Source organism: Kitasatospora sp. NPDC058046, assembly GCF_042885595.1.
GTDB lineage: Bacteria > Actinomycetota > Actinomycetes > Streptomycetales > Streptomycetaceae > Kitasatospora.
On record NZ_JBHVRS010000008.1, the window covers coordinates 52,728 to 78,748 of the forward strand.

At 73.7% G+C, this 26,021-nt stretch carries 18 protein-coding genes; 10 read left to right on the forward strand and 8 right to left on the reverse strand.

The window, feature by feature from the left end; genetic code table 11:
- Nucleotides 1-170: 170 nt before the first annotated feature.
- Both ACFVU7_RS18170 and ACFVU7_RS18175 read right to left on the reverse strand, forming a co-directional pair.
- Nucleotides 171-1,325, reverse strand: a complete 1,155-nt coding sequence (locus ACFVU7_RS18170) for a glycosyltransferase (protein ID WP_388045930.1) — start codon at nt 1,323-1,325, stop codon at nt 171-173.
- Nucleotides 1,326-1,559: 234 nt separating this feature from the next.
- Nucleotides 1,560-2,000, reverse strand: coding sequence for an SRPBCC family protein (locus ACFVU7_RS18175; RefSeq protein ID WP_074001617.1), 441 nt, complete (start codon nt 1,998-2,000; stop codon nt 1,560-1,562).
- Between the two features lie 91 nt (nt 2,001-2,091).
- On the opposite strand from ACFVU7_RS18175, the gene ACFVU7_RS18180 reads away from it, so the two are divergent.
- Nucleotides 2,092-2,991 (forward strand): HipA family kinase, encoded by a 900-nt coding sequence (locus tag ACFVU7_RS18180; RefSeq protein WP_388045932.1) that lies wholly within the window; start codon nt 2,092-2,094, stop codon nt 2,989-2,991.
- A gap of 114 nt (nt 2,992-3,105) precedes the next feature.
- Here the strand turns inward: ACFVU7_RS18180 and ACFVU7_RS18185 are convergent, their stop codons facing one another.
- The 4 genes from ACFVU7_RS18185 to ACFVU7_RS18200 form a co-directional block, all read right to left on the reverse strand.
- Complete coding sequence (locus tag ACFVU7_RS18185) at nt 3,106-4,590, reverse strand: S8 family serine peptidase (RefSeq protein ID WP_074001618.1); 1,485 nt, start codon at nt 4,588-4,590, stop codon at nt 3,106-3,108.
- A 252-nt stretch (nt 4,591-4,842) separates the two neighbouring features.
- Nucleotides 4,843-5,961: an amidohydrolase family protein gene (locus ACFVU7_RS18190; protein ID WP_387825719.1), complete on the reverse strand. Its 1,119-nt coding sequence runs from the start codon at nt 5,959-5,961 to the stop codon at nt 4,843-4,845.
- A 3-nt stretch (nt 5,962-5,964) separates the two neighbouring features.
- Nucleotides 5,965-7,428, reverse strand: a complete 1,464-nt coding sequence (locus tag ACFVU7_RS18195; protein WP_388045934.1) for a glutamine synthetase — start codon at nt 7,426-7,428, stop codon at nt 5,965-5,967.
- Nucleotides 7,429-7,505: 77 nt separating this feature from the next.
- Complete coding sequence (locus tag ACFVU7_RS18200; protein WP_241852791.1) at nt 7,506-10,217, reverse strand: MXAN_6230/SCO0854 family RING domain-containing protein; 2,712 nt, start codon at nt 10,215-10,217, stop codon at nt 7,506-7,508.
- A gap of 551 nt (nt 10,218-10,768) precedes the next feature.
- Here ACFVU7_RS18200 and ACFVU7_RS18205 point away from each other — a divergent pair.
- The 9 genes from ACFVU7_RS18205 (at nt 10,769) to ACFVU7_RS18245 (ending at nt 22,394) form a co-directional block, all read left to right on the forward strand.
- Entirely contained in the window at nt 10,769-12,544 is a 1,776-nt protein-coding gene (locus ACFVU7_RS18205) for a 3-hydroxyacyl-CoA dehydrogenase family protein (protein ID WP_375873289.1), read from the forward strand.
- Nucleotides 12,545-12,768: 224 nt separating this feature from the next.
- Nucleotides 12,769-13,692 (forward strand): TetR family transcriptional regulator, encoded by a 924-nt coding sequence (locus ACFVU7_RS18210; RefSeq protein WP_380737341.1) that lies wholly within the window; start codon nt 12,769-12,771, stop codon nt 13,690-13,692.
- A gap of 371 nt (nt 13,693-14,063) precedes the next feature.
- Nucleotides 14,064-15,401, forward strand: a complete 1,338-nt coding sequence (gene ccrA, locus ACFVU7_RS18215; RefSeq protein WP_049655667.1) for a crotonyl-CoA carboxylase/reductase — start codon at nt 14,064-14,066, stop codon at nt 15,399-15,401.
- Nucleotides 15,401-17,431 carry a protein meaA gene (locus tag ACFVU7_RS18220; RefSeq protein WP_388045936.1) on the forward strand — a complete coding sequence of 677 codons (2,031 nt, stop codon included), beginning with the start codon at nt 15,401-15,403 and terminating at the stop codon, nt 17,429-17,431. Before ccrA ends, ACFVU7_RS18220 begins: the two co-directional genes overlap by 1 nt.
- A gap of 42 nt (nt 17,432-17,473) precedes the next feature.
- On the forward strand, nt 17,474-18,436 hold the full coding sequence (locus ACFVU7_RS18225; RefSeq protein ID WP_049655662.1) for a CoA ester lyase: 963 nt from the start codon (nt 17,474-17,476) through the stop codon (nt 18,434-18,436).
- Between the two features lie 6 nt (nt 18,437-18,442).
- The gene (locus ACFVU7_RS18230; protein ID WP_388045937.1) at nt 18,443-18,946 is read left to right on the forward strand and encodes a MaoC family dehydratase; all 504 of its coding nucleotides are present in this window, start codon (nt 18,443-18,445) and stop codon (nt 18,944-18,946) included.
- Between the two features lie 199 nt (nt 18,947-19,145).
- Complete coding sequence (locus ACFVU7_RS18235) at nt 19,146-20,348, forward strand: acyl-CoA dehydrogenase family protein (RefSeq protein WP_074001622.1); 1,203 nt, start codon at nt 19,146-19,148, stop codon at nt 20,346-20,348.
- Between the two features lie 488 nt (nt 20,349-20,836).
- On the forward strand, nt 20,837-21,529 hold the full coding sequence (locus ACFVU7_RS18240) for a phosphatidylserine decarboxylase (RefSeq protein ID WP_049655656.1): 693 nt from the start codon (nt 20,837-20,839) through the stop codon (nt 21,527-21,529).
- Complete coding sequence (locus tag ACFVU7_RS18245; RefSeq protein WP_369808332.1) at nt 21,516-22,394, forward strand: phosphatidylcholine/phosphatidylserine synthase; 879 nt, start codon at nt 21,516-21,518, stop codon at nt 22,392-22,394. Before ACFVU7_RS18240 ends, ACFVU7_RS18245 begins: the two co-directional genes overlap by 14 nt.
- 105 nt (nt 22,395-22,499) lie before the next feature.
- On the opposite strand, the gene ACFVU7_RS18250 is transcribed toward ACFVU7_RS18245, so the two are convergent.
- Together ACFVU7_RS18250 and ACFVU7_RS18255 are read right to left on the reverse strand one after the other, a co-directional pair.
- On the reverse strand, nt 22,500-23,825 hold the full coding sequence (locus ACFVU7_RS18250) for a hypothetical protein (protein WP_074001623.1): 1,326 nt from the start codon (nt 23,823-23,825) through the stop codon (nt 22,500-22,502).
- 870 nt (nt 23,826-24,695) lie between these two features.
- Nucleotides 24,696-25,802: an alpha/beta hydrolase family protein gene (locus tag ACFVU7_RS18255; protein WP_387969807.1), complete on the reverse strand. Its 1,107-nt coding sequence runs from the start codon at nt 25,800-25,802 to the stop codon at nt 24,696-24,698.
- Nucleotides 25,803-26,021 lie beyond the last annotated feature (219 nt).

Genomic DNA, 26,021 nt, shown 5'->3' on the forward strand with positions numbered 1-26,021 from the left:
CAAAATCCGACAATACAGAACCGGGCGGTACAGGCCGGAAGTTGACTTGCCGATTCATTCCAGCCGCCCATTAATAGGTATTTCGGATTTGACGCCTCGCCTCCCTATCCGGCCGAGGGTGCGAATACGACAACGCCGGAAACGGCGGGCATTCACGGCATGTGAAACGATCAGATCCGCTCTGGGACACGGGCCCGGCGCCGCCCCGCCGCCGGTCCCGCGCCCAACAGGTGGCGGTAGAGGACGTCAACCTGTTCGACCACGGTGCGCACGTCGTGCCGGCCCACCACGTGCTCGCGCAACCGGGCGCCGCGCCGCTCGCATTCGATCGGATCTGACAGCGCGTCCCCCATACGGGTGGCGAGGGCCCCCGCGTCCTCGGGCGGGACCACCGCGTGCGCCAGCTCGGACGGCGGCAGGCACTCCCGGGCGCCGGGCACGTCGGTCAGCAGCACCGGACGGGCGGCCGCCATCGCCTCCAGCGGGGCCAGCGCCATCCCCTCCCAGCGTGAGGGCAGCACCACCAGGTCGGCCGCCGCCAGCCACGGGCGCGGGTCCGGCACGTCCCCGACCAGCCGGATCCGGGCGGGCTCGGCGGTCTGCCGGACCAGCTCCGCGACCCGCTGCTCCTCCGGCCCGCCGCCGACCAGGGCCAGCCGGGCCCGCGGCACCCGGCGCAGCACCTCCGGCCAGGCGGCCAGCAGCACGTCCTGGCCCTTCTGCCGGCACAGCCGCCCGACGCACACCGCGAGCGGGGCCTCCAGGTCCAGGCCGAGCGCGATCCGGGCGGCGCGGCGGTCGGCGGGCGCGTAGTGGCGCACGTCCACGCCGTTGGGCACCACCGCCCAGTCGGCGTGCAGCCCGGCCGCCACGCCGTCGGCCCGCTCCTGGACGCTGACGCACAGCAGCCGGTGCGACCAGCGGGTGGCGAAGCGCTCCCAGCGCAGCGTGGCGGCGGCCAGCGCGCCGTCGACGGCGGCGAAGGACCAGGCGTGCGGCTGGAAGACGGTCGGCACCGTGCCGTGCACCGCGAGCCGCCCGGCCAACCCGGCCTTGGCGCTGTGCAGGTGGACCACGTCGGGGGCGGCCGCCCGGACGATCCGGCGCAGCCGCCAGGCCTCGGCGGGGGTGCCCGGGCCGGGCGGGCGCCGGGCCGGCCAGTCCTGGACCAGCGCGCCCACCGCGGCGGCCTCCGCGGCCAGCCGCCCGCCGCGCGGGCAGGCGACCAGCACCCGGTGGCCGGCCTCCCGCTGGCCCCGGACCAGATCGGCGACGACGCGGGCGACCCCGCCGTCCACCGGTTGGGAAATGTGAAGGATCGTCATATGCACGGCGGCGAGCCTAGGGTGGCCCACCGGTGCCGGGCGGCCCCCGTCACCCGCAGGTGGCGGTTCGGCCACCCGTACGGCTTTCGGCTCGTACGGGAGACCGAACCGCTCGAATCCCCGGGCGATTCGAGCGGTTCGATGGATCTACGCGCGCGAATCGCGCGGTTGGCGAATCCGCGGGGCCGGCGGACCGTGGCGGTCCCGGCGGCCCCGCGTGGACCTCGGTGGGCCTCAGCGGACCTCGGCGGCCAGGTTGGCCAGCACCTGGTCGTGGATCCGGTTCAGGCCCTTCGGGGCGAAGGTGCGCTCGAAGAAGCCGCCGATGCCGGTGGCGCCCTGCCAGGTGGCGGTCACGGTGACCTTGGCGCGGCCCTCGCCGACGGCCGAGACGGTCCAGGTGATCACCATGCTGGAGTTGGCGTCCTTCTCGACCAGCTGGTCGGGCTCGGGCGCGGAGACGGTGAAGAGGCAGTCGCGCACCCGCTTCTCGGTGGCCTGGAGCTTCCAGTGCACCTGGGTGCCGGCACCGGTGCCGCCGACCCGCACCTCGTACTCGCTGTACTGCGCGGGCAGCAGCTTCGGGCGGGTCACCTGGTAGTCGGCCAGCGCCTCGTACACCCGCTCGGGCGCGGCGTCGTAGACCCGCTCGGTGGTGGCCTGCACCTGTCCCATGACCTTGCTCTCCTCATGTGGTGGGAACCGCTCTGTCCGGCAAGCCAATCACAGGGTCCCGCCCGCGACGCGGCGGGATAGGGTGGCCGGTGTGCTCGATCTGGTGACTGCTGTGCGCTACGTCGACCCGCTGCGGGCCGGCGGCTCCGTTCCGGGCGTGGTGGAGACCGACGACCTAGGCACGTACGTGGTCAAGTTCACCGGGGCCGCGCAGGGCCGCAAGGCACTGATCGCCGAGGTCATCGTCGGTGAGCTGGCCCGGCGGCTGGGCCTGCGGGTGCCGGAGCTGCGGCTGGTGGACTTCGACCCGGCCGTCGCCGCGGACGAACCGGACGCCGAGATCCAGGACATGCTCAAGGCCAGCGCCGGGGTCAACCTCGGGATGGACCTGCTGCCCGGCGCGCGGGACTTCCGGCCGGGGATGATCACCGTGGACTCGGCCGAGGCCGGCCGGGTGGTCTGGCTGGACGCCCTGACCGGCAACGTCGACCGCACCGTGCACAACCCCAACCTGGTGGTCTGGCACGGGCGGCTCTGGCTGATCGACAACGGCGCCGCGCTGATCTTCCACCACCGCTGGGCGGGGGCCGAGGCCTCGGTCGGCAAGCGGTACGACCTCAGCGCGCACGCGCTCGGCGGCTCGGCCCCGGACGTCCGGCTGGCCGACGAGGAGCTCGGGCCGCTAGTCACCGTGCCGCTGCTGGAGGAGGTGGCGGCGCTCGTCCCGGACGAGTGGCTGGCCGGCGAGCCCGGCTTCGACTCGGTGGACGCTGTCCGGCACGCCTACGTCGCCCACCTCGCCGCCCGGGCGGTGCTCTCCGAGGAGTGGCTGCCGGAGGGCTTCGCCACGCCCGAGCAGCTGCGCGAGGCGGAGCGGCGGCGGGCGGCCCGGACCAGGGCCGGGCGGCCGGCCTGGCTGCGGGACGTACCGGACCTGCACGGCAAGCCGTCGGTGGAGACGGCCTGGGAGCAGTACGCCGACGAGGGCTAGCCGGGTTCGGGCCCGACGCGGCCGGAACGCCGACGGGTGGGAACGCGACCGGGGAGCGGACCCAGTGGGCCCGCTCCCCGGTTCTACTGTTCAGTGCTGTCCGCGGTCAGCGCGTCAGCGCCACCACTGGACCGCCTTCTCGGCGTTGACCAGGCCCGCGCCGTAGAAGCCGTTGTCGTTCGTGGTGCCCTCGCAGGTGGCCTTCCAGGCACCGGCGCCGCCCGGGTTGAACTCGCCCTTCGGGCACGGGACGGACTCGGCGTGGCTGGTCAGCATCTCGGTCAGCTCGTCCGGGCTGGCCCACGGGAAGGTGCTGGCGAGCAGCGCGACCACGCCGGCGACGTGCGGGGTGGCCATCGAGGTGCCCTGCATGTAGCCGTACTTGCCACCGGGGATGGTGGACAGGATGCGGCCGTCCTTGTCGGGGGTGTCCGGGAGCTGGAAGCGGCGGTCGCCACCGGGCGCGGTGACGGAGACGACGCCCTTGCCGTAGCTGGAGTAGTACGCCTTGACACCCTCGGAGCCCACCGCGGAGACGGCGACGACGCCGGGCAGCTCGGTCGGCAGCGACAGGCAGTCGTTGGTGACCGGGCGGGAGGCGGGGGTGGTGTCGTCCGGGCTGGCCACGTCGACGGTCTTGTGCGCCAGGTCGAGGTTCTCGTTACCGGCGGCGGCGACGTTCAGGACGCCCTTGCGCTGCGAGAAGGCGACGGCCTTGCGGACGGCGTCCGAGATGGCGGCCTGGTCCTTGTCCGTCTTGCAGTTGAACATCCACGGGTCGACGAAGTAGCTGTTGTTGGTCACCTTGAAGCCGTGCTCGCCGGCCCAGACGAAGCCGCAGACCGCGTTCTCCGGGTAGATGAACCCGCCGTCGTCGACGACCTTGACGGCGGCCAGCTTGACGTTCGGCGCGACACCGACGATGCCCTTGCCGTTCTTGGCGGCGCCGATGGTGCCGGCCACGTGGGTGCCGTGGTCGCTGGTGGTCGGCTGCCAGGCCTTCCAGTCGGTGTTCGTCCTGCCGTCGATGCAGGAGACCGACTGCGAGGCGTCCACGTTGGCGGCCAGGTCCTCGTGGGTGGCGTCGATGCCGGAGTCCAGGACGCCGACGGTGACGTTGCGGCTGCCGAGCGAGATCTTGTGGGCCTTGTCGGCACCGATCTGACGCATGTCCCACTGGTAGGCGTCGTAGGGCTCCTGGCCCGGGGCGGCCGCGGCGGCCGGCTCGGCGGCGACGTCGGCCTTGCCCTGGTCGGAGGCCTGGATGCCCTTGGTGCGGCTGGCACCGACCGAGTCGACGCCCTTGGCCAGGCGCAGCTTCTCGGCGAACTTGGTGTCGTTCGAGCGGGCGACCACGACGCCGACCTGCTCGTACGACTGGACCACCGTGCCGCCGAGGCCGGTGATGGCCTTCTCGACCTTCTGCACCTGACCGTGGTTGGCCTTGGTGTTGACGACGTAGCTCATCACCGGACCGGTCGTCGGGTCGGCCGCGGGGGCCGCGACGGCGGTGCCGGCCGGCAGCGCGAGGGCGCCGGCAGTGGCGAGCACGACGCCCACTGCCGCGTACCGGGTACCGCTGATCCGAGGAACACGCATGAGGGTTGGCCTCCCGAGTCGTCAAGGCGGCAGCTGCGGTGGCAGGTGCGCTTGGGAATGACCGGGACGCTAATGAATATTTGCTTATAAGCGCAAGAGGTAGTCATCTAATCGTCACATCTGAACCAGAAACCGGGATGCGACCGTTCGGGGGTCAACAGGGAAACAGAGGTCAAGAGTGTTAAAAAGTGATGGTTCGCCGACGTGCGGCCGCACCCCTCGGAACCTCGGCCACCAGCGCGGATCGCGCCGCTACAACGCGTACAACCGACGCGCGTTGCCGCCCGCGACCAGGCCCGCCACCCGCTCGGCGTCGGCCGCGGAACAGGCGCCGTCGGCCTGCCAGTCCGCCAGCACCGCGCCCAGTCCGTACCGGAACTGACAGGTCCCCACCAGAAAGAGTTCGGGCAGCCCGTAGGCGTCGGTGGAGAACAGCAATTTTCCGAACGGGGCCAGCTCCAGCATCTCGCCCAGCACCGCGGCCACCCGCGGCCCGGTGTAGGAGGCCGTCAACCCGAGGTCGGTGTACACCGTCGGGAAGGCCTGGGCCAGCCAGGCGGCCTGCCGGTGGTACGGGTAGCCGTGCAGCAGCACCAGCGGGACGCCACTGGGCTCGGCGGCCCGCACGAAGTCCGTCAGCAGCGACGGGTCGGCCCGGTGCAGGGTGAGGTCCGGATCGCCGAAGCCGGTGTGGAGTTGGAGCGGCAGGCCGAGCTCGGCGCAGACGTCCACGGCCGTCCAGAGCAGGTGGTGCAGCAGCACCGGATCCGTCAGCCGGCCCCGCCCGGCGCGCAGGTGGGCGCCGGCCGCGGCCACCACGGCCGCGGTGGCGGGGCGTTCGGCGGGGGCCGCCAGCCCGTGCCGGTAGGCGAGCACCGACTTGACCGCGACGGCCCCGGCGGCGGCCGACCCGAGCGCCTGCGCGACGGCCCCCGGCCAGTCCCCGGCGCCGGCCGTCACCGCCGCGGCGACCGACTCCAGCCGGACCACCTCGCGCACCGACGCCCCGGTGGCCCCGGCGAGTTCGGCCAACGGCAGCAGCTCGTGGCCCGCGGCAGTCGTCAGCCCGGTGTCCACCAGGCAGGTGTCCAGCCCGGCGGCCGCCAGCAGCCGCCCGGTGGCCCCGGCCGCGCCCAACTCCCGCCGCCGGGCCAGGTAGTCGGCGGCCGGGGCGTGCGCCGGCAGGCCGAGCACGGGCGGGCACCAGCGCCGCACCGCGAGGCCCAGCGCGCTGTCGAAGGGCGAACAGCCGGGCGCGGGCGGGCGGTCGGACTCGGTGAGCAGCCCGGCCAGGGCGTCGTCGGCGAGCTCGGCCGCCACCACGCTGTGGCAGTGGTGGTCGACCAGCGCGGGCCCCTCCGGCCGGGCCACCGCTCAGTACCGCCAGCGGGTGGCCGCGACCAACTCCTCGGGCGTGACGGCCGCGTACTGCTCCCGCTCCGCCCGGCGCACCGCCAGCACCGCCTGGTAGAGCGGCTCGCCGAGGGCCTCGCGCAGCACCGCCGAGCGCTCGTACGCGGCGATCGCCTCGGCCGGGGAGGCCGGCAGCCGGGGCACCGTGCCGGGCTCGGCGGCCGCCGGATCGCCGGTGAACTCCGGTGGCAGCGCGCGGCGTTGCTCCAGCCCGGCGAGGCCGGCCGCGATCACCCCGCCGACCGCCAGGTACGGGTTGGCGCTCGCGTCGAAGCACTTGACCTCGGCGTTGGCGGCGGCGGACCGCTCCCCGGTGGAGCCCGTCACCAGGCGCAGCGCGGCCTCCCGGTTCTCCAGGCCCCAGCACTGATAGGCGCCCGCCCAGTGCGACGGCACCAGCCGCAGGTACCCGGCCGGGCTGGAGCAGCCCAGCACCAGCAGTTCGGGCAGCGCGTCGAGCACCCCGGCGAGGAAGCCCTCGGCCTCGGCCGTCAGGCCGTGCGGGCCGGGGCCGCCGTGGCCGAGGTTGCGCCCGTCGCGCCAGAGGCTGACGTGCAGGTGCCCGCCGTTGCCGACGCCGCCCGGCTCCACCACCGGGGCGAAGGAGACCCGCAGGCCGTGCCGGGCGGAGACGGCCCGGACGGTGTGCCGGACCAGGACGGAGGTGTCGGCGGCGGCGACCGGGTCCTCGGGGGCGACCGAGACCTCGAACTGGCCCGGGGAGTACTCAGGGTGGATCTGGAGGACGCTCAGGCCCTGCCGGTCGAGGGCGCGCAGGACGTCCCGCAGGTAGTCGGAGAGGTCGGTGACCCGGTGCATCCCGTACGCCGGACCGTGCGTCGGGTACTGCGGCTCCTCCCCCGGGGCGCCGGCCAGGGCGACCGTCCACTCGACCTCGATGCCCGCCTTGAGGCTCAGGCCGCGCGCGGCCGCCACCGCCCGGGCCCGGCGGGCGAACAGCCGCTGGCAGCCGGGGTGCGGGGCGCCGGCCTGGGTGTATCTGTCCCCCGGGGCCCAGGCCCAGCCGGGCTGGGCGGCCAGCGGGACGATCCGGTCGAGGTCCGGGTAGAGCCTGAGGTCCCCGGTGGGGCCGCCGATGATCGGGCTGGTGGTGATCGCGTCGTCGGCGAGGAAGACGTCGAAGCAGGGCGCGGTGCCGACGCCCCACTGCGCGGCGTGCAGCAGGCCGCCGAGCGGCACGGCCTTGACCCGGGTGATGCCCGCGTTGTCCACCCAGGTGACGGCCACCGCCTCGACGGCCTCGGTGCGCAGCCGGTCGACGGCCTGCGCCGCCCGGGCGGCCCGCTCCTCGCGCGGTGGCAGCGCGACGGCCGCCACCGCGGCGGCGGCGAGCCGTTCGGCGGTGACGGGCGGCTCGGCGGGCCCGGGCGCGGTGGGGTCGACGGCGGCGGTTCCGGTGGTCATGCCGTCATGCTGCCCCGCCAGTCGGGGTCGGGTAACTCCCCTATCGGGTGGTCCTGCGGGCGCCCCCGTTCACCCGTTCACCCGTTCGGGGCGAACCTGGCGGTCAACTCCCCCGCGGTGATCCGCTCCAGGGTGTCCGGGGCCGCGTCGGTCGGGCCCGGGTAGAGCCGGTAGAGCGTCCCGCGCAGCTCGGCCGGAGCGGGCACGTCGGCGTGCACCAGGGCGGCGAACGCCCGCGTGCCGCCGAGGCGTTCGGCGATCAGCCGGGCGGTGTCGTCCGGCGGCCGCTCGGTGCGCCGGTCGCTCTCGTGGCGGGCGCGCAGCCGCTCGGCGAAGGCGCTCACCGGCTCGTCCGCGCCCCGGCGGTAGACGTCGAGCCCGCGGCCGGTCCGGTCGCGGACCAGCACCTCGTCGCTGCCCGCCGCGGCGGTGGCGCAGGCGAGGTCCCACAGGGTGGCCCGGGTGCCGGGCGCGAAGTGGGTCAGGACGTCGGCGGCCAGCGAACCGACCGCGGCGTGGTGCCGGTCGAGGTTGTGGAACCCGGTGCCGGAGCCCACGTTGAGGTCGGTCCAGGTGTAGGCGCGGGACCGGAGGTCGACGATCATCGGCACGCAGATCCTGGCGTCCCCGGCGAGGTCGAGGCGCTGGCGGACGTCCTTCGGGCGGAAGGCCCCCCTGTGCCGCTTGGCGCCCTGGGCGGGGTCGAGGGCCATGAACCCGGCGAAGGCGTCGGTGAGGTCCTCGAAGGGGACGTCGTTGTAACTGAACACCACGACCACGGCGTACCGGGCCCCGGCCCCGCCCAGCGCGGGCAGGTCGAGGTCGACGAACTCGGTGGCGCCGTGCGGCGGCGGGGCGCTGGTGTAGTCGCCGGAGTGGACGGCGGCGCGCGGCCCGGCGACCAGCCGGGTGTAGTCGCACAGACCGGTGAACTGCCAGTCCTCGTCGTAGAAGGCGACCGACAGGTCGAGGTCCACCCGCTGGTGCGGACGCTGCATCCAGTGCACGAACAGCCGCAGCCGCTGCCCCTCCGGGAGGGGTTGCACGCTGCCGCGCGGCACCGCGACCAGGGTCCTGGCGCTGGCGCGCTCGGCGAAGGGCACCACCAGGTCGGCCAGCGCGGCGTCCAGCACGGCCACCTCGTAACGCTCCCGGCCCTGGACCGACTGCCCGGCCCTGCGCAGCAGTTCGGCTTCGATCAGGGCGCAGACGGGCGCGCTGAGCCCGGCCGGGACGGGCGTGCCCCGGTCGGCGCGGGCGTGCGCCGAGGCGACCCGGCCGCGCGGGAAGAACAGCCGCCGCTCGCCGTACTCGCGCGGCGCGCGCAGCCGTCCGTACGCGCCGAGCAGCGGGCCGGGGGCGACGGCGCGCAGGGCGACGGGCAGCGCCTCGGCGAGTTCGGCGGGCAGCGGTTCGCCGGGGAGCCAGGCGGCGTGCACCCGCAGCAGGTGGTGCAGCCGGCGCACCAGTTCGCCCGGACGGCGGGCCAGCAGCTGGACGGCGGCGGGCAGGTCGCCCTGTTCGAGGGCGTGCTCGACCCGGGCGGCGAAGGTCTCCACGGTCAGCCGGCCGTGTCCGCCGGGTGTCTCGCGCACCCGCAGCGGGGCGGGCGCCTCGCGCAGCAGCGGGCCGAGGCCGTGCAGGTCGAGGTCGCTCTGCCGGAGGACCGCGAACGCGGCCGCCGCGTGAGGGAAGCGGGCGTGGTGCTCGTACGGGTGCAGCAGTTCGCCGACCCGCAGCCAGGGCTCGCGGTGGCGGCGCAGGTCCTCGGCGAGGGTGCCGGCCGGGAACGCGTCCAGGACGGCGAGCAGGTCGCGGCGCAGCGGGCGGGGCAGGTTGCGCAGGCGCAGCGTGCTGGCGGTCTCCGGCAGCAGGTCGGGTTCGGCGCCGGACCACGCCCAGATCAGCCGCAGGACGTCGGTGGCGGTGGTGAGGTGGGCGGCGAGCAGCGGTCGGGCGGCCTCCCGGTCGCGGTGCAGCAGGGCGGCCAGCACGGTGGCGCGGGTCTCCCGGACGGGGATCTCGGCGGGCAGCCAGCCGGCCGGGTCGGCGGGGGCGTGGTGGAGCAGCAGGGCGAGGTCCTCGCGGTCCTGCGGGCTCAGCGGGGTCTGCCGGGCGAGCAGCGCGGCCAGTGCGGTGGCGGCGAGGGCGTCCACGTCCTCGGGGTCGGCCAGGCGCAGCGGCTTGAGCTGCTGTCCGGACCGCAGTTCGCGGGCGGCGTTGCGGGCGGCCCTGGTGTCGGTGGACAGCCGGCGCTTGCGCTCCAGCCGGGTGTGGCAGAGCGGGCAGCGGTGGTCGCCGCCGGCCTCGACCAGTTCCAGGTAGCAGTCGCCGCACAGCAGGTGGGCGCAGGGGGCGAGGGCGCCGATGCCGGCCTCCAGGCTGGTCCGCTCGCAGAGCAGGCAGACCTGGCTCGCCTGGCAGAGCAGGTAGCCGCGGATGATCGCGGAGTAGTCGGCGTGGGCGTGCGAGGGCACGCCCTCGGGGAAGCGGCGGAACAGCGGGGTGTGGCTGCGGTCGGCGCCGAGCATCGCGTCGATGCCGCGCAGCAGCCGGGTGCCGGCCGCGGCGAGGTCGAGCGGGCGCAGTCGGCCGAGGGCGGCCCGCAGCGGTGCGGTGAGCACGTAGCCGCGCCGGGCGAGGTCGGCCTCCAGGACGACCAGCCCCTGGGCCGTCCAGGGCTGGGGTTCGCCGGGGACGGCTCCGGGCTCGCCCAGGACCGTTCCGTGGCGGCGCAGCAGGTAGGCGTCCAGACCGGCCCGCGGCGCGGTGGTGCTCGGATTCTTCACAGCTCTTCCCCCGTGGGAACGACGAAGCGGGGGCGGAGAGTGGGCGCACTCGGGTTCATTTTGCAGATGAGTGAGAAGGAAGCACGCCGCGGAGCCGCCCCCGCGTCGATCACCCTAGCGAACGCCCGCCCGCGGCCCCGAACGGTTTTCCGTCCCCGCCCCCTTCCTACTCGCCAGTAGCTTCGCTACAGTGGCCGGGCACGCACCACCGCCGGGCTTCGGGAGCCGCACCGGCGGCAGGCCGCGGTCGCCGCTTCTCCGGCGCCCGCGCGGTGCGCCTTCACCTTCACCGGCCGGTGCCGCGGACCGCGGCGGGCCGGGTTCCTCCTCGTATCAGGGCCGTCTCCTTCACCTTCGAGCGCCTGAGCACCACGGCACACCCGCGATCGGGCCGGAGCGGACCGGCCCCCGCCCGGCGTGCCGACACCCCGTCATCTCCCCAGCCCTCGCGCGTGGACCCTCCTCCGGCGGCGGCCGCCCCCGGCGTACGGGCGCGGCGGCGTGCCCGCCGGAGCACGCGCGGGCCCTTCATGACTAGGAGTACAGGACAGATGGAGCGTCCCTTCCCCACTGTCGCCGTCGTCGGCCTCGGCACGATGGGTGCCGGCGTCGCGGTGGCCGTCGCCAAGAGCGGCCGCCGGGTGATCGGCATCGAGGCCACCGAGGACTCGGCCGCCCGGGCGCTGGCCCGGATCGAGGAGGCCACCGCGCACGCGGTCGGCCGGGAGCGGCTCACCGCCGAGGAGCGCACCGGGCTGCTGGCCCGGATCTCGGTCGGCCACGAGCTCGCGGCCGCCGCCGGGGCGGACCTGGTGATCGAGGAGGTCCCCGAGCAGCTGGAGCTGAAGCGGGAGGTCTTCGCCGAGCTGGACCGGATCTGCCCGGAGGGCACCGTCCTCGCCACCGGCACCACCGCGCTGTCGGTGACCCGGATCGCCGCCGCGACCGCCCGTCCGGAGCGGGTGCTCGGCCTGCACTTCTTCAACCCGGTGCACGGCATGAAGCTGGTCGAGGTGGTCCGCACGGTGCTGACCTCCCCGCGGACCGCCGAGGACGCCGCCGCCTTCGCCCGCGACCTCGGCAAGGAGCCGGTGGCGGCCGGCGACCGGGCCGGCTTCGTGGTGAACGGCCTGCTGTTCGCCTACCTGAACCAGGCCGCCGCGATGTTCGAGTCCAAGTACGCCTCGCGGGAGGACATCGACGCCGCGATGCGGCTCGGCTGCGGCCTGCCGATGGGCCCGCTGGCGCTGCTCGACCTGATCGGCGTCGACACCGCGCGCACCGTGCTGGAGGCGATGTACGAGCAGTCCCGGGACCGCCTGCACGCGCCCGCCCCGATCCTCGGCCAGCTGGTCGCGGCCGGGCTGCTGGGCCGCAAGACCGGCCGCGGCTTCTACACCTACGAGGCGCCGGGCTCGTCCCGCGCCGTGGACGCGGCGACCGGGCCGGCCCTGCCGAAGGTGCCGGGCCGGGAGGTGCGCACCGTCGGCGTCTGCGGCTCCGGGACGATGGCCACCGGCATCGCCGAGGTGTTCGCCAAGGCCGGGCACCCGGTGCTGCTGGCCGCCCGCAGCCAGGAGAAGGCCGAGGCGGCCAAGGCGCAGCTGGCGAGGTCGCTGGAGCGCTCGGTGGCCAAGGGCCGGCTGTCCGCGCAGGCGCGGGACGCCGCGCTGGCGCTGGTCACCCCGGTCGGCCAGTACACCGAGCTGGCCGAGGTGGACCTGGTGGTCGAGGCGGTCGCCGAGGACCTGGCGGTCAAGCGCGAGCTGTTCGCCACCCTGGACAAGATCGTCCGGCCGGGCGCGGTGCTCGCCACCACCACCTCCTCGCTGCCGGTGATCAGCTGCGCGACCGCCACCTCGCGGCCGCAGGACGTGATCGGCATGCACTTCTTCAACCCGGCCCCGGCGATGAAGCTGGTCGAGGTGGTCTCCACGGTGCTGACCGCGCCGGACGTCACCGCGACGGTGCTGGAGCTGACCGCGAAGGTCCGCAAGCACCCGGTGGAGTGCGGCGACCGGGCCGGCTTCATCGTCAACGCGCTGCTCTTCCCCTACCTGAACGACGCGGTGCGGATGCTCCAGGAGCACTACGCGACGGTGGACGACATCGACACCGCGATGAAGCTGGGCTGCGGCTACCCGATGGGCCCGTTCGAGCTGCTGGACGTGGTCGGCCTGGACGTCTCGCTGACGATCGAGCGGGTGCTGCACCAGGAGTTCCGCGAGCCCGGTCTGGCGGCCGCGCCGCTGCTGGAGCACCTGGTCGCGGCGGGCTGCCTGGGCCGCAAGACCGGCCGCGGCTTCCGCGACCACGCGCGCCGGTGACCACCCCGCAGGCCGGGGGCGGCCCGTACGAGCTGCCGTACGAGCCGCCCCCGGCCGGACCGCACGCCGCGCCGCCACCGGGCTCCGCGGCTCCCCCGCGCCCCGCCTGGAGCCCCGGGACGGCGACCTCCCGCTGGCCCCGCCCGGCCGTGACCGGACCGGTGGTGCCGGTGCGGCGGGGAAGGGCCGCGGGCGCGCCGTCCGGGCCGTGTAGCGTTCCGGACATGGATCGGGTTCAGTCAACCTCCCCGCAGCACCCCGCCGGGCCCCACGGCGGCGCCGACCGGACCAGCCCCTCGACCGGGGGCACCGGGCCGGAGGGCGGGCCGGGCAGCCGCCGGGCGGCGGCGCAGCGCCAGCAGATGCGCCAGGACCTGGCCACGGCCGCGATGGAGCTGTTCGCCTCGCAGGGCTACGAGGAGACCACGGTCGACCAGATCGCGGCCGCCGCCGGGGTGGCCCGGCGCACCTTCTTCCGGTACTTCCGGTCCAAGGAGGAGGCGATCTTCCCGGACCACGACGACACCCTGGTGCGGGTGGCCGACCTGCTGGCCAGCGCGGAGCCGGAGGAGCACCCGCTGGACGTGGTCTGCCGCGGCATCAAGGAGGTGCTGCGGATGTACGCCTCCACCCCGGGGGTGTCGGTGGCGCGGTACCAGCTGATCCGTCAGGTCCCGGCGCTGCGCGAGCGGGAGATCGCCGTGGTGGCCCGCTACGAGCGGCTGTTCACCCGTTACCTGCTGGGCCGTTTCGACACCGGCGAGTCCATCCCGTCCGGCTGGCAGCGCGGCGGCGAGGACGACTCGATGCTGGCCGAGGTCTCGGCGGCGGCGGTGGTCGCGGCGCACAACCACGTGCTGCGGCGCTGGCTGCGGGCCGGCGGCCGGGGCGACGTGGAGGCGCAGCTGGACCACTCCTTCGAGGTGATCCGGCGGACCTTCTGGGCCTCCAGTGCCCCGGGTGCCAGACGGCGGGGATCGGTGGTGGCACCGGGTGCCAACGGGACCCCGGGGGACGCCGGGGTCGAGAGCGCACTGAGTGCCAGTCCTGGAGGTGAGGTGCTCATCACAGTCGCCCGGACGGACGCTCCGCTGGACGTCGTGGTGGACAGCATCCGGGCCGCGCTGAGTGGCGCCCGGGAGTCGTAGACCCAGTATTCACGCAGGTCAGAGCGGTATCGAGGGCCCGCGCCGGGATGCCGGCGCGGGCCTTTCGCATGCCCGCGCAACGCGCGTCACGCGGCCCCTGAACCGGCTGGAATTCCTGGCACCCGGTGTCTTTACGAGTGGCACAGGGTGCCACTACCTTGTTACTCACCAGTCGCGGCGCCGCGGCTCCCCACCTCGGCGCGCCGTCGTCCGGCGTTCCCACACCCCGGGAGCAGAGAGCCAGAACGGCCCGGTCCACCCCGGGTGCCCCGTCTGACCCGCCCACCACCCACCTCAGCGAAGCCGGTGTCCGCTCCCGGCTCCCCCAGACGCCCTGTGACCCTCGCACAGGTACGCCTTCGGAGGCAGCCATGCAGGAAATCCTCGACGCGATCCTCAGCACCGACAGCACGTCGGCGGACTTCGCGGCGATCAAGCTCCCCGAGTCCTACCGGGCGGTGACGCTCCACAAGGACGACGAGCAGATGTTCGCGGGCCTCGCCAGCCGCGACAAGGACCCCCGCAAGTCCCTTCACCTCGACGAGGTCGCCCTGCCCGAGCTGGGCCCGGGCGAGGCCCTGGTCGCCGTCATGGCCAGCGCGGTGAACTACAACACCGTCTGGAGCTCGATCTTCGAGCCGGTCTCCACCTTCGGCTTCCTGGAGCGGTACGGCCGGCTGTCGCCGCTGACCAAGCGCCACGACCTGCCGTACCACGTGGTCGGCTCCGACCTGGCCGGCGTGGTGCTGCGCACCGGCGCCGGGGTCAACGCCTGGAAGCCCGGCGACGAGGTCGTCGCGCACTGCCTCTCGGTCGAGCTGGAGTCCGCGGACGGCCACAACGACACGATGATGGACCCGGAGCAGCGCATCTGGGGCTTCGAGACCAACTTCGGCGGCCTGGCGCAGCTGGCCCTGGTGAAGACCAACCAGCTGCTGCCCAAGCCCCGGCACCTCACCTGGGAGGAGGCCGCCTCCCCCGGCCTGGTCAACTCCACCGCGTACCGCCAGCTGGTCTCGCGCAACGGCGCCGGCATGAAGCAGGGCGACAACGTGCTGATCTGGGGCGCCAGCGGCGGCCTCGGCTCGTACGCCACCCAGTACGCGCTGGCCGGCGGCGCCACCCCGATCTGCGTGGTCTCCAGCGACCAGAAGGCCGAGATCTGCCGCGCCATGGGCGCCGAGGCGATCATCGACCGCTCCGCCGAGGGCTACCGGTTCTGGAAGGACGAGAACAACCAGGACCCGCGCGAGTGGAAGCGCCTGGGCGCGAAGATCCGCGAGTTCACCGGCGGCGAGGACGTGGACATCGTCTTCGAGCACCCGGGCCGGGAGACCTTCGGCGCCTCGGTGTACGTCACCCGCAAGGGCGGCACCATCGTCACCTGCGCCTCCACCTCCGGCTACATGCACCAGTACGACAACCGGTACCTGTGGATGTCGCTCAAGCGGATCGTCGGCTCGCACTTCGCCAACTACCGCGAGGCCTTCGAGGCCAACCGCCTGATCGCCAAGGGGAAGATCCACCCGACCCTCTCCAAGGTCTACTCCCTGGAGGAGACCGGCCAGGCCGCCCTGGACGTGCACCACAACAGGCACCAGGGCAAGGTCGGCGTGCTCTGCCTGGCCCCCGAGGAGGGCCTGGGCGTGCACGACGCGGAGTTCCGCGCCAAGCACCTCGACGCCATCAACCGTTTCAGGAACATCTGATGACCGAGCCCCGGAAGCGCGACCGCCCCTGGCTGATGCGCACCTACGCCGGCCACTCCACCGCGAGCGACTCCAACGCGCTCTACCGGCGGAACCTGGCGAAGGGCCAGACCGGCCTGTCCGTCGCCTTCGACCTGCCGACCCAGACCGGCTACGACTCCGACCACGTCCTCGCCCGCGGCGAGGTCGGCCGGGTCGGCGTCCCGGTCGGGCACGTCGGCGACATGCGCACCCTGTTCGACGGCATCCCGCTCGAACGGACCAACACCTCCATGACGATCAACGCCACCGCGATGTGGCTGCTGGCGCTCTACCAGGTGGTCGCCGAGGAGCAGGGCGCGGACATCGCCACGCTCACCGGCACCACCCAGAACGACATCGTCAAGGAGTACCTGTCCCGCGGGACGCACGTCTTCCCGCCCGGCCCGTCGGTGCGGCTGATCACCGACATGATCGCCTACACGGTCGGCAGCATCCCCAAGTGGAACCCGATCAACATCTGCAGCTACCACCTGCAGGAGGCCGGGGCGACGCCCGTCCAGGAGATCGCCTACGCGATGTGCACCGCCATCTCGGTGCTCGACGCCGTGCGCGACTCCGGCCAGGTGCCGGCCGAGCGGATGGGCGAGGTGGTCGCCCGGATCTCCTTCTTCGTGAACGCCGGCGTGCGCTTCGTCGAGGAGATGTGCAAGATGCGCGCCTTCGCCCGGCTGTGGGAGAAGGTCACCCTGGAGCGCTACGGCGTCACCGACCCCAAGCAGCGCCGCTTCCGCTACGGCGTCCAGGTCAACTCGCTCGGCCTGACCGAGGCCCAGCCGGAGAACAACGTCCAGCGGATCGTCCTGGAGATGCTGGCCGTCACCCTCTCCAAGGACGCCCGGGCGCGGGCCGTCCAGCTGCCCGCCTGGAACGAGGCGCTCGGCCTGCCCAGGCCCTGGGACCAGCAGTGGTCGCTGCGCATCCAGCAGGTGCTGGCGTACGAGTCGGACCTGCTGGAGTACGGCGACATCTTCAACGGCTCCCAGGTGATCGAGGCCAAGACCGAGGAGCTGCTGGCCGGCGCCGAGGCGGAGATCGCCAAGGTGCTGGAGATGGGCGGGGTGATCCCGGCCGTCGAGTCCGGCTACCTGAAGTCCAACCTGGTCGCCTCGCACGCCGCCCGCCGGGCCCGGATCGAGTCCGGCGAGGACAAGATCATCGGGGTCAACTGCTTCGACACCACCGAGCCGAGCCCGCTCACCGCCGACCTCGACACCGCGATCATGGTCGTCGACCCGGCCTCCGAACAGTCCGTGCTCGCCGCCCTGGAGGCCTGGCGCGCCGAGCGCGACGAGGCCGCCGTCCAGTCGTCGCTGGCCGAGCTCAAGGCCGTCGCCGCCACCGAGGCCAACCTGATGCCGGCCACGCTCGCCTGCGCCCGGGCCGGCGTCACCACCGGCGAGTGGGCCTTCGCCCTGCGCGAGGTCTTCGGCGAGTACCGGGCGCCCACCGGCGTCGGCGGCGCCCCCGTCGCGGTGGCCGCCGAGCCCGGCGGCGAGCTGGAGCAGGTCCGCGCCGCGGTCGCCGCGACCGCCGCGGAGCTGGGTGCCGGCAAGCTGCGCCTGCTGGTCGGCAAGCCCGGCCTGGACGGGCACTCCAACGGCGCCGAGCAGATCGCCGTCCGGGCCCGCGACGCCGGGTTCGAGGTGGTCTACCAGGGCATCCGGCTGACCCCGGAGCAGATCGTCTCCGCCGCCGTCGCGGAGGACGTCCACTGCGTGGGCCTGTCCATCCTCTCCGGCGCGCACAGCGAGCTGGTGCCCGACGTCCTGAGGCGGCTGCGCCGCGCCGGGGTGGAGGATGTCCCGGTGATCGTGGGTGGCATCATCCCGGCAGCGGACGGCGAGGCCCTCAAGGCCGCCGGCGTCGCCGCCGTGTTCACCCCGAAGGACTTCGGCATCACCACCATCATCGGCCGGATCGTGGACGAGATCCGGCTGGCCAACAAGCTCCAGCCGTGGACGTCCGCACCGACCGCGGCCACGAACTGACCAGCTGACCAGCTGACCACTGGGAAGGAACCCTCGATTCTGATGACTGCTGTCAACCGACTGCGCCCGCGCCGCTCCTGCCTCGCCGTACCGGGCAGCAACCCGCGCTTCCTGGAGAAGGCCCAGGGCCTGCCGGCCGACCAGGTCTTCCTCGACCTGGAGGACGCCTGCGCCCCGCTGGTCAAGGAGAGCGCCCGCCACAACATCGTCGACGCCCTCAACAACGGCGACTGGGGCGGCAAGACCCGCGTCGTGCGCGTCAACGACTGGACCACCCACTGGACCTACCGCGACGTGATCACCGTGGTCGAGGGCGCCGGCCCCAACCTCGACTGCATCATGCTGCCGAAGGTGCAGGACGCCGAGCAGGTCAAGGCGCTCGACCTGCTGCTCACCCAGATCGAGAAGACCATGGGCTTCGAGGTCGGCCGGATCGGCATCGAGGCGCAGATCGAGAACGCCAAGGGCCTGATCAACGTCGACGCCATCGCCGAGGCCTCGCCCCGGCTGGAGACCATCATCTTCGGCCCCGCCGACTTCATGGCCTCCATCAACATGAAGTCGCTGGTGGTCGGCGAGCAGCCGCCCGGCTACGGCGCCGACGCCTACCACTACATCCTGATGCGCATCCTGATGGCCGCCCGCGCCAACGACCTCCAGGCGATCGACGGCCCCTACCTCCAGATCCGCAACCAGGAGGGCTACCGCGAGGTCGCCCGCCGCTCGGCCGCCCTCGGCTTCGACGGCAAGTGGGTGCTCCACCCGGACCAGGTCGCCGCCGCGAACGAGATCTACTCGCCCTCGCAGGAGGACTACGACCACGCCGAGCTGATCCTCGACGCGTACGACTACTGCACCTCCGAGGCGGGCGGCGCCAAGGGCTCCGCGATGCTCGGCGACGAGATGATCGACGAGGCCAGCCGCAAGATGGCGCTGGTCGTCGCCGGCAAGGGCCGGGCCGCGGGCCTGCAGCGCACCACCAAGTTCGAGATCCCGGAGGCCTGAGCAGCCATGCAGTTCGGACGCACCTACGAGGAGTTCGAGGTCGGCGCGGTCTACAAGCACTGGCCCGGCAAGACGGTCACCGAGTACGACGACCACCTCTTCTGCCTGCTCACCATGAACCACCACCCGCTCCACCTGGACACCAACTACGCCGGGAAGACGACCGACTTCGGCAGGAACGTCGTGGTGGGCAACTACGTCTACTCGCTGCTGCTCGGCATGTCCGTCCCGGACGTCTCCGGCAAGGCGATCGCCAACCTGGAGATCGAGTCGCTGCGCCACATCGCGCCGACCTTCCACGGCGACACGATCTACGGCGAGACCACCGTGCTCGACAAGTGGCCGTCCAAGTCCAAGGACGACCGCGGCATCGTGTACGTCGAGACCAAGGGGTACAAGCAGGACGGCACGGTCGTCTGCGTCTTCCGCCGCAAGGTGATGGTGCCGACCGTGACGTACACCGAGGAGCGCGGCGGCGAGCAGCCCGGCCGCCCGACCCCGCTCTCCTGAGCCCCTCCCCTCTATAGGGGCCCGCTTTTCACCGCGGGCCCCTCGAGAGACCCCGGACGGGCAGGCCGCCGTCATCGGCCGCGCCCCACCCGGCCCGGGGGCCCTGCTGCCGCAGCCACGCCGGCAGGGCCCCCGCAATCCCCCCCCCCGGGGATTCCCCGACTTTTCCGCAGACCCTCAGACCTTTCGGAGCCGCACGATGGGACGCCTCGCACAGACCGACGGCCTCACCGAGATCCAGCGGGACATCCTCGCCACCGTGCGGGATTTCGTCGACAAGGAGATCATTCCGGTCGCGACCGAGCTGGAGCACAAGGACGAGTACCCGACCGCCATCGTCGAGGGGATGAAGCAGCTCGGCCTGTTCGGCCTCACCATCCCCGAGGAGTACGGCGGCCTCGGCGAGTCGCTGCTCACCTACGCCCTGGTGGTCGAGGAGATCGCCCGCGGCTGGATGTCGGTCTCCGGCATCGTGAACACCCACTTCATCGTGGCGCACATGATCAACGCCCACGGCACCCAGGAGCAGAAGGACCACTTCCTGCCGAGGATGGCGGCCGGCGAGATCCGCGGCGCCTTCTCGATGTCCGAGCCGGGCCTCGGCTCCGACGTTTCGGCCATCTCCACCAAGGGCGTCAAGGACGGCGAGTTCTACGTCCTCAACGGCCAGAAGATGTGGCTCACCAACGGCGGCACCTCCACCCTGGTCGCGGTCCTCTGCAAGACCGACGAGGGCGGCAGCAGCCCGTACAAGAACATGACCACCTTCCTGATCGAGAAGGAGGCCGGTTTCGGCCCGAACCCCTCGGTTCCCGGCCTGACCGTGCCCGGCAAGATCGAGAAGATGGGCTACAAGGGCGTCGACACCACCGAGCTGGTCCTCCAGGACGTCCGCGTCCCGGCGAACCGCGTCCTCGGCGGCGTCCCGGGCCGCGGCTTCTACCAGATGATGGACGGCGTCGAGGTCGGCCGCGTCAACGTCGCCGCCCGCGGCTGCGGCGTCGCCCGCCGCGCCTTCGAGCTCGGCATCGCCTACGCCCAGCAGCGCTCCACCTTCGGCAAGAAGATCGCCGAGCACCAGGCGATCCAGTTCAAGCTCGCCGAGATGGCCACCAAGGTCGAGGCCGCCCACCAGATGATGGTCATGGCCGCCCGCAAGAAGGACGGCGGCGAGCGCAACGACCTCGAGGCCGGCATGGCCAAGTACCTCGCCTCCGAGTACTGCAAGGAGGTCGTCGAGGACGCCTTCCGCATCCACGGCGGCTACGGCTTCTCGAAGGAGTACGAGATCGAGCGCCTCTACCGCGAGGCCCCGATGCTGCTCATCGGTGAAGGTACTGCGGAGATCCAGAAGATGATCGTCGGGCGCCGGCTCCTCGAGGAGTACCGGATCGCCGACTGACCCCCGGGCCGCCCGCCGACGCACCCCGTCGCCGGTCGGCCCCCTCGAACCGCCGGTCGACGGGCGTGCGGGCCCGTCCCGGCGCGGGGCCGTGCCCCGTCACGGGCCCGGCCTGGTCCGCCTGGGTCCGGCACGGCCCGCCGGAAGCGGCCGCAGGGCGTACAGCTGCGACGACGCGCCCTGCGGCCGCTTCCGCACACCCGCTTCCGGCCGCTACGGCCGTTTCGTCCGCCGGGTTCCGTCCGCGCACCCGTTGAGACAAGAGTCACCAGCCCTGTCGGGTCCCTTGGGAACCGGACCGGGCCGAGCTACGGTCGTAGGAGTGGACGCGCACACGCGCCGCCACCGGACACGTGAACGAGCAGGCGGGTTGCCCACCCACCGTCTGCTCCCGATAGCATCCACCGGGACAGCAAGCCGTCCCTCTATTACCGATTCCGCGGTGGCCCCCGTCCAGCGGCCATGATCCCCCGCGACAAAGGTCTTCGATGCCCATCAGCCCGTCCCCTCACACCTCCGTCACGGACCGCGATGCCCTCGCAGCCCCGACGGCCGGTCGGCGACCCCGCGTGACCATCGCGCGCGGAGCCACCCCCTGGTTCGTCCCCACCCTCGCCACGGCCGCCGTGACCACCGCCCTCACCCGGCGCAGCGGCAAGTGGGCCCTGGCTGCGGTACCCGCCTGTGCCCTCGGCGCGGGCATGCTGTGGTTCTTCCGCGACCCCGAGCGTGAGATCGGCACGGGCAGAGTGATCTCCCCCGCCGACGGCGTGGTGCAGAGCATCGACGCCTGGCCGGACGGCCGCACCCGGGTCGCGATCTTCATGAGCCCGCTGAACGTCCACGTCAACCGCGCGCCCCTGCCGGGCACCGTGACGTCGGTCGAGCACGTCGCGGGCGGCTTCGTCCCCGCGTTCAACAAGGACAGCGACCAGAACGAGCGGGTCGTCTGGCACTTCGACACCGAGCTCGGCGACATCGAGATGGTCCAGATCGCGGGGGCCGTGGCCCGCCGCATCGTGCCGTACGTGGACGCCGGAACCAAGGTCGAGCAGGGCGACCGGATCGGTCTGATCCGGTTCGGGTCCCGCGTCGACACCTACCTGCCGGCCGGCGTCGAGGTCGGCGTCGAGGTCGGCCAGAAGACCACAGCCGGGGTGACGCGCCTTGACCGTGACTGATCCTGAGACAATCGTCGGCCTGGACGACGAGGAGACGGCCCTGCGCCGCCGCCGCTGGGCACGGGACCGCGAGCTGCGTGCCCCGCGCTCTCCCCAGCACCTGTCCACGGCCGACTTCCTGACCCTGGGGAACGCCGTCTGCGGCTTCCTGGCGATCTACTCGATCACCACCGGGGTCCTGGTCCCGCACATCACCAACCCGGACGCCGCTCCGGACCGGCACAGCGCCGCCACCGCGGTCACGCTGCTGCTGATCGGCTCGATGTGCGACCTCTTCGACGGGCTGGTGGCGCGCAAGCTGCGCTCCTCCGCCCTCGGAGCGGAACTGGACAACCTCGCGGACCTGATCAGCTTCGGCATCGCGCCGGCCTACTTCGTCGCGGTCTGGGGGATGGTCTCCCCGGGTTCCAACAGCAAGCTGTCGGCGCTGATCGCGCTGACCGTACTGCTCGCGGTGGTCCTGCGGCTGGCCCGCTTCTCGGCCGTCAAGATGCGGCCCGGGGTGTTCCAGGGCATGCCCTGCCCGATGGGCGCGATGACGGTGATCGCCATCGTGCTGCTCGACCCGCCGTTCCTGCCCGGTCTGCTCGCCATCTTCGGCGCCGCGTACCTGATGGTCAGCCGGATCGAGTACCCGAAGCCGCAGGGGCTGCTGGCCACCGCCACGCTCTGCTGGGTCGTCGTCGCGATCGGCTGCCTGGCCGCCTGGGCGACCGGGCTGCCCGGCGGCGACAGCCTGATGCACGTCGGCGCGTTCGCCCAGATCACGCTCGCCGCGATGGCGCCGCTGCTGGTCATCCGCCGCAAGGTGGGGCAGAAGGTCGGCGACGTCCGCGCCCGGCGGGCGGAGTCGCGGCTCGGCTGAGCCGTCCCACGACCGACATGGGGAAGGGCCCGGAACCTGGTGGTTCCGGGCCCTTCCCGTGTTCCCGTGTTCCTGTGCGCCCGTGTTCCCGTGCGCCCGTGCGGCTCAGGCGCCGCCGGTGTGCACGCTGAACGCCGAGCGGCGGGCCGCCCGGGCCACGCCCGGGTCCGGGTGCACGCTCGAGACCGCCGTCAGCACCGAGGCCGCCCGCGGGTGGCCGGACTGCCGGGCCCGGGCGAACAGCCGGACCGGGTCGCCCGCCGCGGCGCCCTCGACGTGGCCCACCAGCAGCTCGGTCTCGCCGTGGTCGAGCACCGCGGCCGCGGTGTCCACCCAGAGCCAGGCCGCGTCCTCCGCGCCCAGCACGTCCGCCGGGGCGACGCCCTCGTCCGCGCGCTCCGCCAGCCACAGCAGCGCGTACGGGCGCAGCACCGGCTCGTCCACCGCCGCGCGCACCGCCTGCTCGGCCGGTCCGCCGGCCACCCGCAGCGCCTCGAAGGCCAGCCCGCGCACCAGCGCGTCGTCGCCCTGGGCGGCGTCCAGCAGCTCGCCCACCGCCCGGTCGGCCGGCCGGGCCGCGACCCAGGCCCGGAACTCGGCGCGGGCCGGGCCCGGCGAGTAGTCCGCACAGGCGTTCAGCAGCTCGAAGGCGCTCTGCTCGATGTGCCCGGCCGCGGTCTGCGCGACCGTGCAGATCTCCTCCAGCTTCGCCCGCACCGCCCAGTGGCCGAGCGGCGACAGCTCCGCGGCGTCGTTCCTGCGCACCAGGGCGCCGACGGCCGCCAGGCCGTCCAGCATCCAGTCCAGGACGGCGGCCACGTCCGAGGGCGCGGCCGGGGTGTCGATCTGCGGCGCGCGGCAGGTGCCGCGGACGGCGGAGACGGCCGAGGCCGCGTGCGGCACCGGCGACAGGCCGGGTCCGCCGAGGCCGGTGCCGACCCGGCGCTCGTCCAGGCCGCGGCGCAGCAGCTCCAGCAGCTCGCTCTCGGCGACCGGGCCGTCCACCAGGTGCAGGAAGGAGAGCAGCTGCGGGGCCTGGTCCACGGCCTGCCCGGCCAGGACCGCGAAGACGCCGCGCAGCGCCGCGGGCGGCACCGGGGCGAGCAGGGTCCAGGCGTCGAACAGCGCCGACCAGCCGCGCACCACGGCCTCGTCGTCGTGCTCCCAGGCGTGCAGGCGCCAGCCGGGGCCGGCTCCGCCGTCCCGGGCCTCCACCAGGCCCACCAGCAGCGCCTGCCCCCACGCCTTGGCGGCGGCACCGACCGTCATGGCCAGGGCCCGGCCCGCCGCGCGGGCGTCGTCCGGGAGCAGCTCGCCACGCTTGTCGACCTCGGCCAGCTCACCGGCCCAGCGGGCGACCCGGACGGCGTCCACCAGCATCCGGCGGGCCAGCGGCGCCAGCTCGGAGGGTGCCGGAAAGCCCTCCGGCACGGGAACCCTGCCCCGCCCGGGAGCCGGAGCGGGCCCTCGTCGCCGGGGTACTGCGTTACGGGGGACTCCCGCCCCGCCCGGCCTGCCACCGGCGGGCCGTTGGGCCGTTCCGGGGAGACGGGTCACCGTCGCACCGGTACCGATCGTCGGCGGGAGCGGGGCATCACGGTCGCGCGGGTTCCGAGACGTCACGTCGAGCAGTCTTCCCCTTGTACCGGCCTTCTGTCACATCCGGTTGTCCGTACGACCGGGCGACCGCCGGTGGCACCTCCGCAAGATCGGGCAACAACGGCAAACCGCCTGGCCGGAAACGTGTGACCTGCCCATGCCATGGGGGGCGGCCCGGTTGCCGGGAATGCTCGGGCGGTCACCGTGCGTACGGGTGGGGGGTAAGGGGCCGGGCCAAATATTGCTCCTGACAGCCGAGGGGCCCGTACGGGGGCGTTTCGGCCCGGCGACGCCCGGCAGGACTGTCCAGCCCGAATCCGGACGGATGGCGGGCGCGGTGATCGGGATCGAGCCGCACCGGAAGTCGGCCGGGCCGACTTTTCACGCGGGCCCGGAGGAATGGGAGGAACGTTCATTCCCGGACGGGGGGAATCGCACCGGGAAAAGCGGCGGGGACCAGCCGAAAACGCCCTCGCGCACAGGGGGGGTGGTTGAGGGGCCAGGGCCGGTCTTCGAACTCCCGTCGTCCGCCCGGAGGGCGGGCGGGGCGGCGTTGGGGTGCGTGCATCGCAAGGCGGAGGAGGGAGCCACTGCGGTGGGGGCACCTCCCGGCCGAAGGCTGGGGGCCATTGGCGACCGACGACAACGCGGCGAGGTGCGTGCCCCGGCGTCGGCCCGCAGACGCGAGTTCGAAGACGGGCCCTAGAGGAGCGGGGTGAGCCAGCGGCGGAGGAGTTCGGTGTAGCGGTCGGGGGCGGTGTTCCAGAGGGTGGCGTGGTCGGCGCCGGGGAAGGGTTGGAGGCTCACCACGTCGCGGCGGGCGGCGGCCAGCTTCTCGGCGGCGCCGAAGGGCGCGATCCTGTCCTCGGGGCTGTGCAGGAGGAGGGTCGGCACCCGCAGGTCGGTGCCGTCGGCGATGCGGCCGAAGTCGGCGAGGTCGACCCCGGTGCGGCCCTCGGCGGCGAGGGCGCCGAGCTCGGCGGCGACGCCCTGGAAGCCGGCCCGGGCGGCGTCCCGGCGGGCGGAGGCGGGCAGGTCGAGCACGGGCGAGTCGAGGATCAGGCCGCGGACGGCGTGCGACCAGGCGGAGCGGGCCACGGTCTGCAGCACGATGGTCGCGCCGACGGACCAGCCGTACAGGATCACCTTGCCCGCGCCGCTGTCGAGCGCCAGCCGTACCGCCGCCTCGATGTCGCGCCACTCGGTCTCGCCGAAGTGGCTGAGCCCGTCCGGGGAGGCGGGGGCGCCCCGGTCGCCGCGGTAGGTGACGGCGAGGGCGGGCAGGCCGAGCCGGTCGAGGACGGGGAGCACCGGGAGGGTCTGCCGGCGGTCGTCGCCGGGGCCGTGCACCAGGATCACCCAGGTGCCGCGCTTGCCGTCGAGCCGCCAGGCGGGGAGGGCGCCGAGCTCGCCGTCGGCGGTGGTGTCGGCGAAGGCGAGGCCGAGCGCCTCGGTGGGGTCGCCGAGGTGGACCCGCGGGGTGAAGCGGACCTCGGTGCCGGGGACGAGGGTGCCCCGGTCGGCGCGGACCAGTCGGCGGGTGACGCCCTGTTCGTCGGCGTGCAGCACCTCCTCGACGACCGCGTGCCCGCCGTCCGCCCACTCCACCGCCCAGCGGCCGGGGCGCAGGCTCGCGGGACCGCGGGTGAAGGTGACCCGGCCGGCGGCGAGGGCGCGGACCTGGACCGGCCCGGACTCCTGGACGGCGGTCACCGGACGGACCATCCGCTCGGAGGCCCGGCGGCCGACCACCAGCACGGCGGCCCCCACCGCGGCGGCCGCCACGACGGCGGCGGTTCCCCAACGCATCTCGCTCCCCGCTCTGTTGTTCACGGACGTTGTTCACGGACGTTGTTCACGGACCGGACGGTGTTCGAGCCCCAGTTCACCGGCGCTCCGCCCGACCGGCCACCGGGCTGGGCCGTCCGGGTCACCCGGCGGGCGCTCCCGGGGTGCTCAGGGCGGTACTCAGGGGGTGCCGGTGGCGGGGGTCGGGGCGGGGCCGCGCCGGGCGATCCGACCGGGCGT

What these genes read in the sequence shown, in the direction of transcription:
- ACFVU7_RS18225 (WP_049655662.1), top strand. Translation starts at nt 17,474, where the DNA reads ATGACTGCTGTCAACCGACTGCGCCCGCGCCGCTCCTGCCTCGCCGTA.
- ACFVU7_RS18195 (WP_388045934.1), bottom strand. Translation starts at nt 7,428, where the DNA reads ATGACCACCGGAACCGCCGCCGTCGACCCCACCGCGCCCGGGCCCGCC.
- ACFVU7_RS18240 (WP_049655656.1), top strand. Translation starts at nt 20,837, where the DNA reads ATGCCCATCAGCCCGTCCCCTCACACCTCCGTCACGGACCGCGATGCC.
- ACFVU7_RS18210 (WP_380737341.1), top strand. Translation starts at nt 12,769, where the DNA reads ATGGATCGGGTTCAGTCAACCTCCCCGCAGCACCCCGCCGGGCCCCAC.
- ACFVU7_RS18205 (WP_375873289.1), top strand. Translation starts at nt 10,769, where the DNA reads ATGGAGCGTCCCTTCCCCACTGTCGCCGTCGTCGGCCTCGGCACGATG.
- ACFVU7_RS18235 (WP_074001622.1), top strand. Translation starts at nt 19,146, where the DNA reads ATGGGACGCCTCGCACAGACCGACGGCCTCACCGAGATCCAGCGGGAC.
- ACFVU7_RS18255 (WP_387969807.1), bottom strand. Translation starts at nt 25,802, where the DNA reads ATGCGTTGGGGAACCGCCGCCGTCGTGGCGGCCGCCGCGGTGGGGGCC.
- ACFVU7_RS18230 (WP_388045937.1), top strand. Translation starts at nt 18,443, where the DNA reads ATGCAGTTCGGACGCACCTACGAGGAGTTCGAGGTCGGCGCGGTCTAC.
- ACFVU7_RS18175 (WP_074001617.1), bottom strand. Translation starts at nt 2,000, where the DNA reads ATGGGACAGGTGCAGGCCACCACCGAGCGGGTCTACGACGCCGCGCCC.
- ACFVU7_RS18220 (WP_388045936.1), top strand. Translation starts at nt 15,401, where the DNA reads ATGACCGAGCCCCGGAAGCGCGACCGCCCCTGGCTGATGCGCACCTAC.
- ACFVU7_RS18185 (WP_074001618.1), bottom strand. Translation starts at nt 4,590, where the DNA reads ATGCGTGTTCCTCGGATCAGCGGTACCCGGTACGCGGCAGTGGGCGTC.
- ACFVU7_RS18170 (WP_388045930.1), bottom strand. Translation starts at nt 1,325, where the DNA reads ATGACGATCCTTCACATTTCCCAACCGGTGGACGGCGGGGTCGCCCGC.
- ccrA (WP_049655667.1), top strand. Translation starts at nt 14,064, where the DNA reads ATGCAGGAAATCCTCGACGCGATCCTCAGCACCGACAGCACGTCGGCG.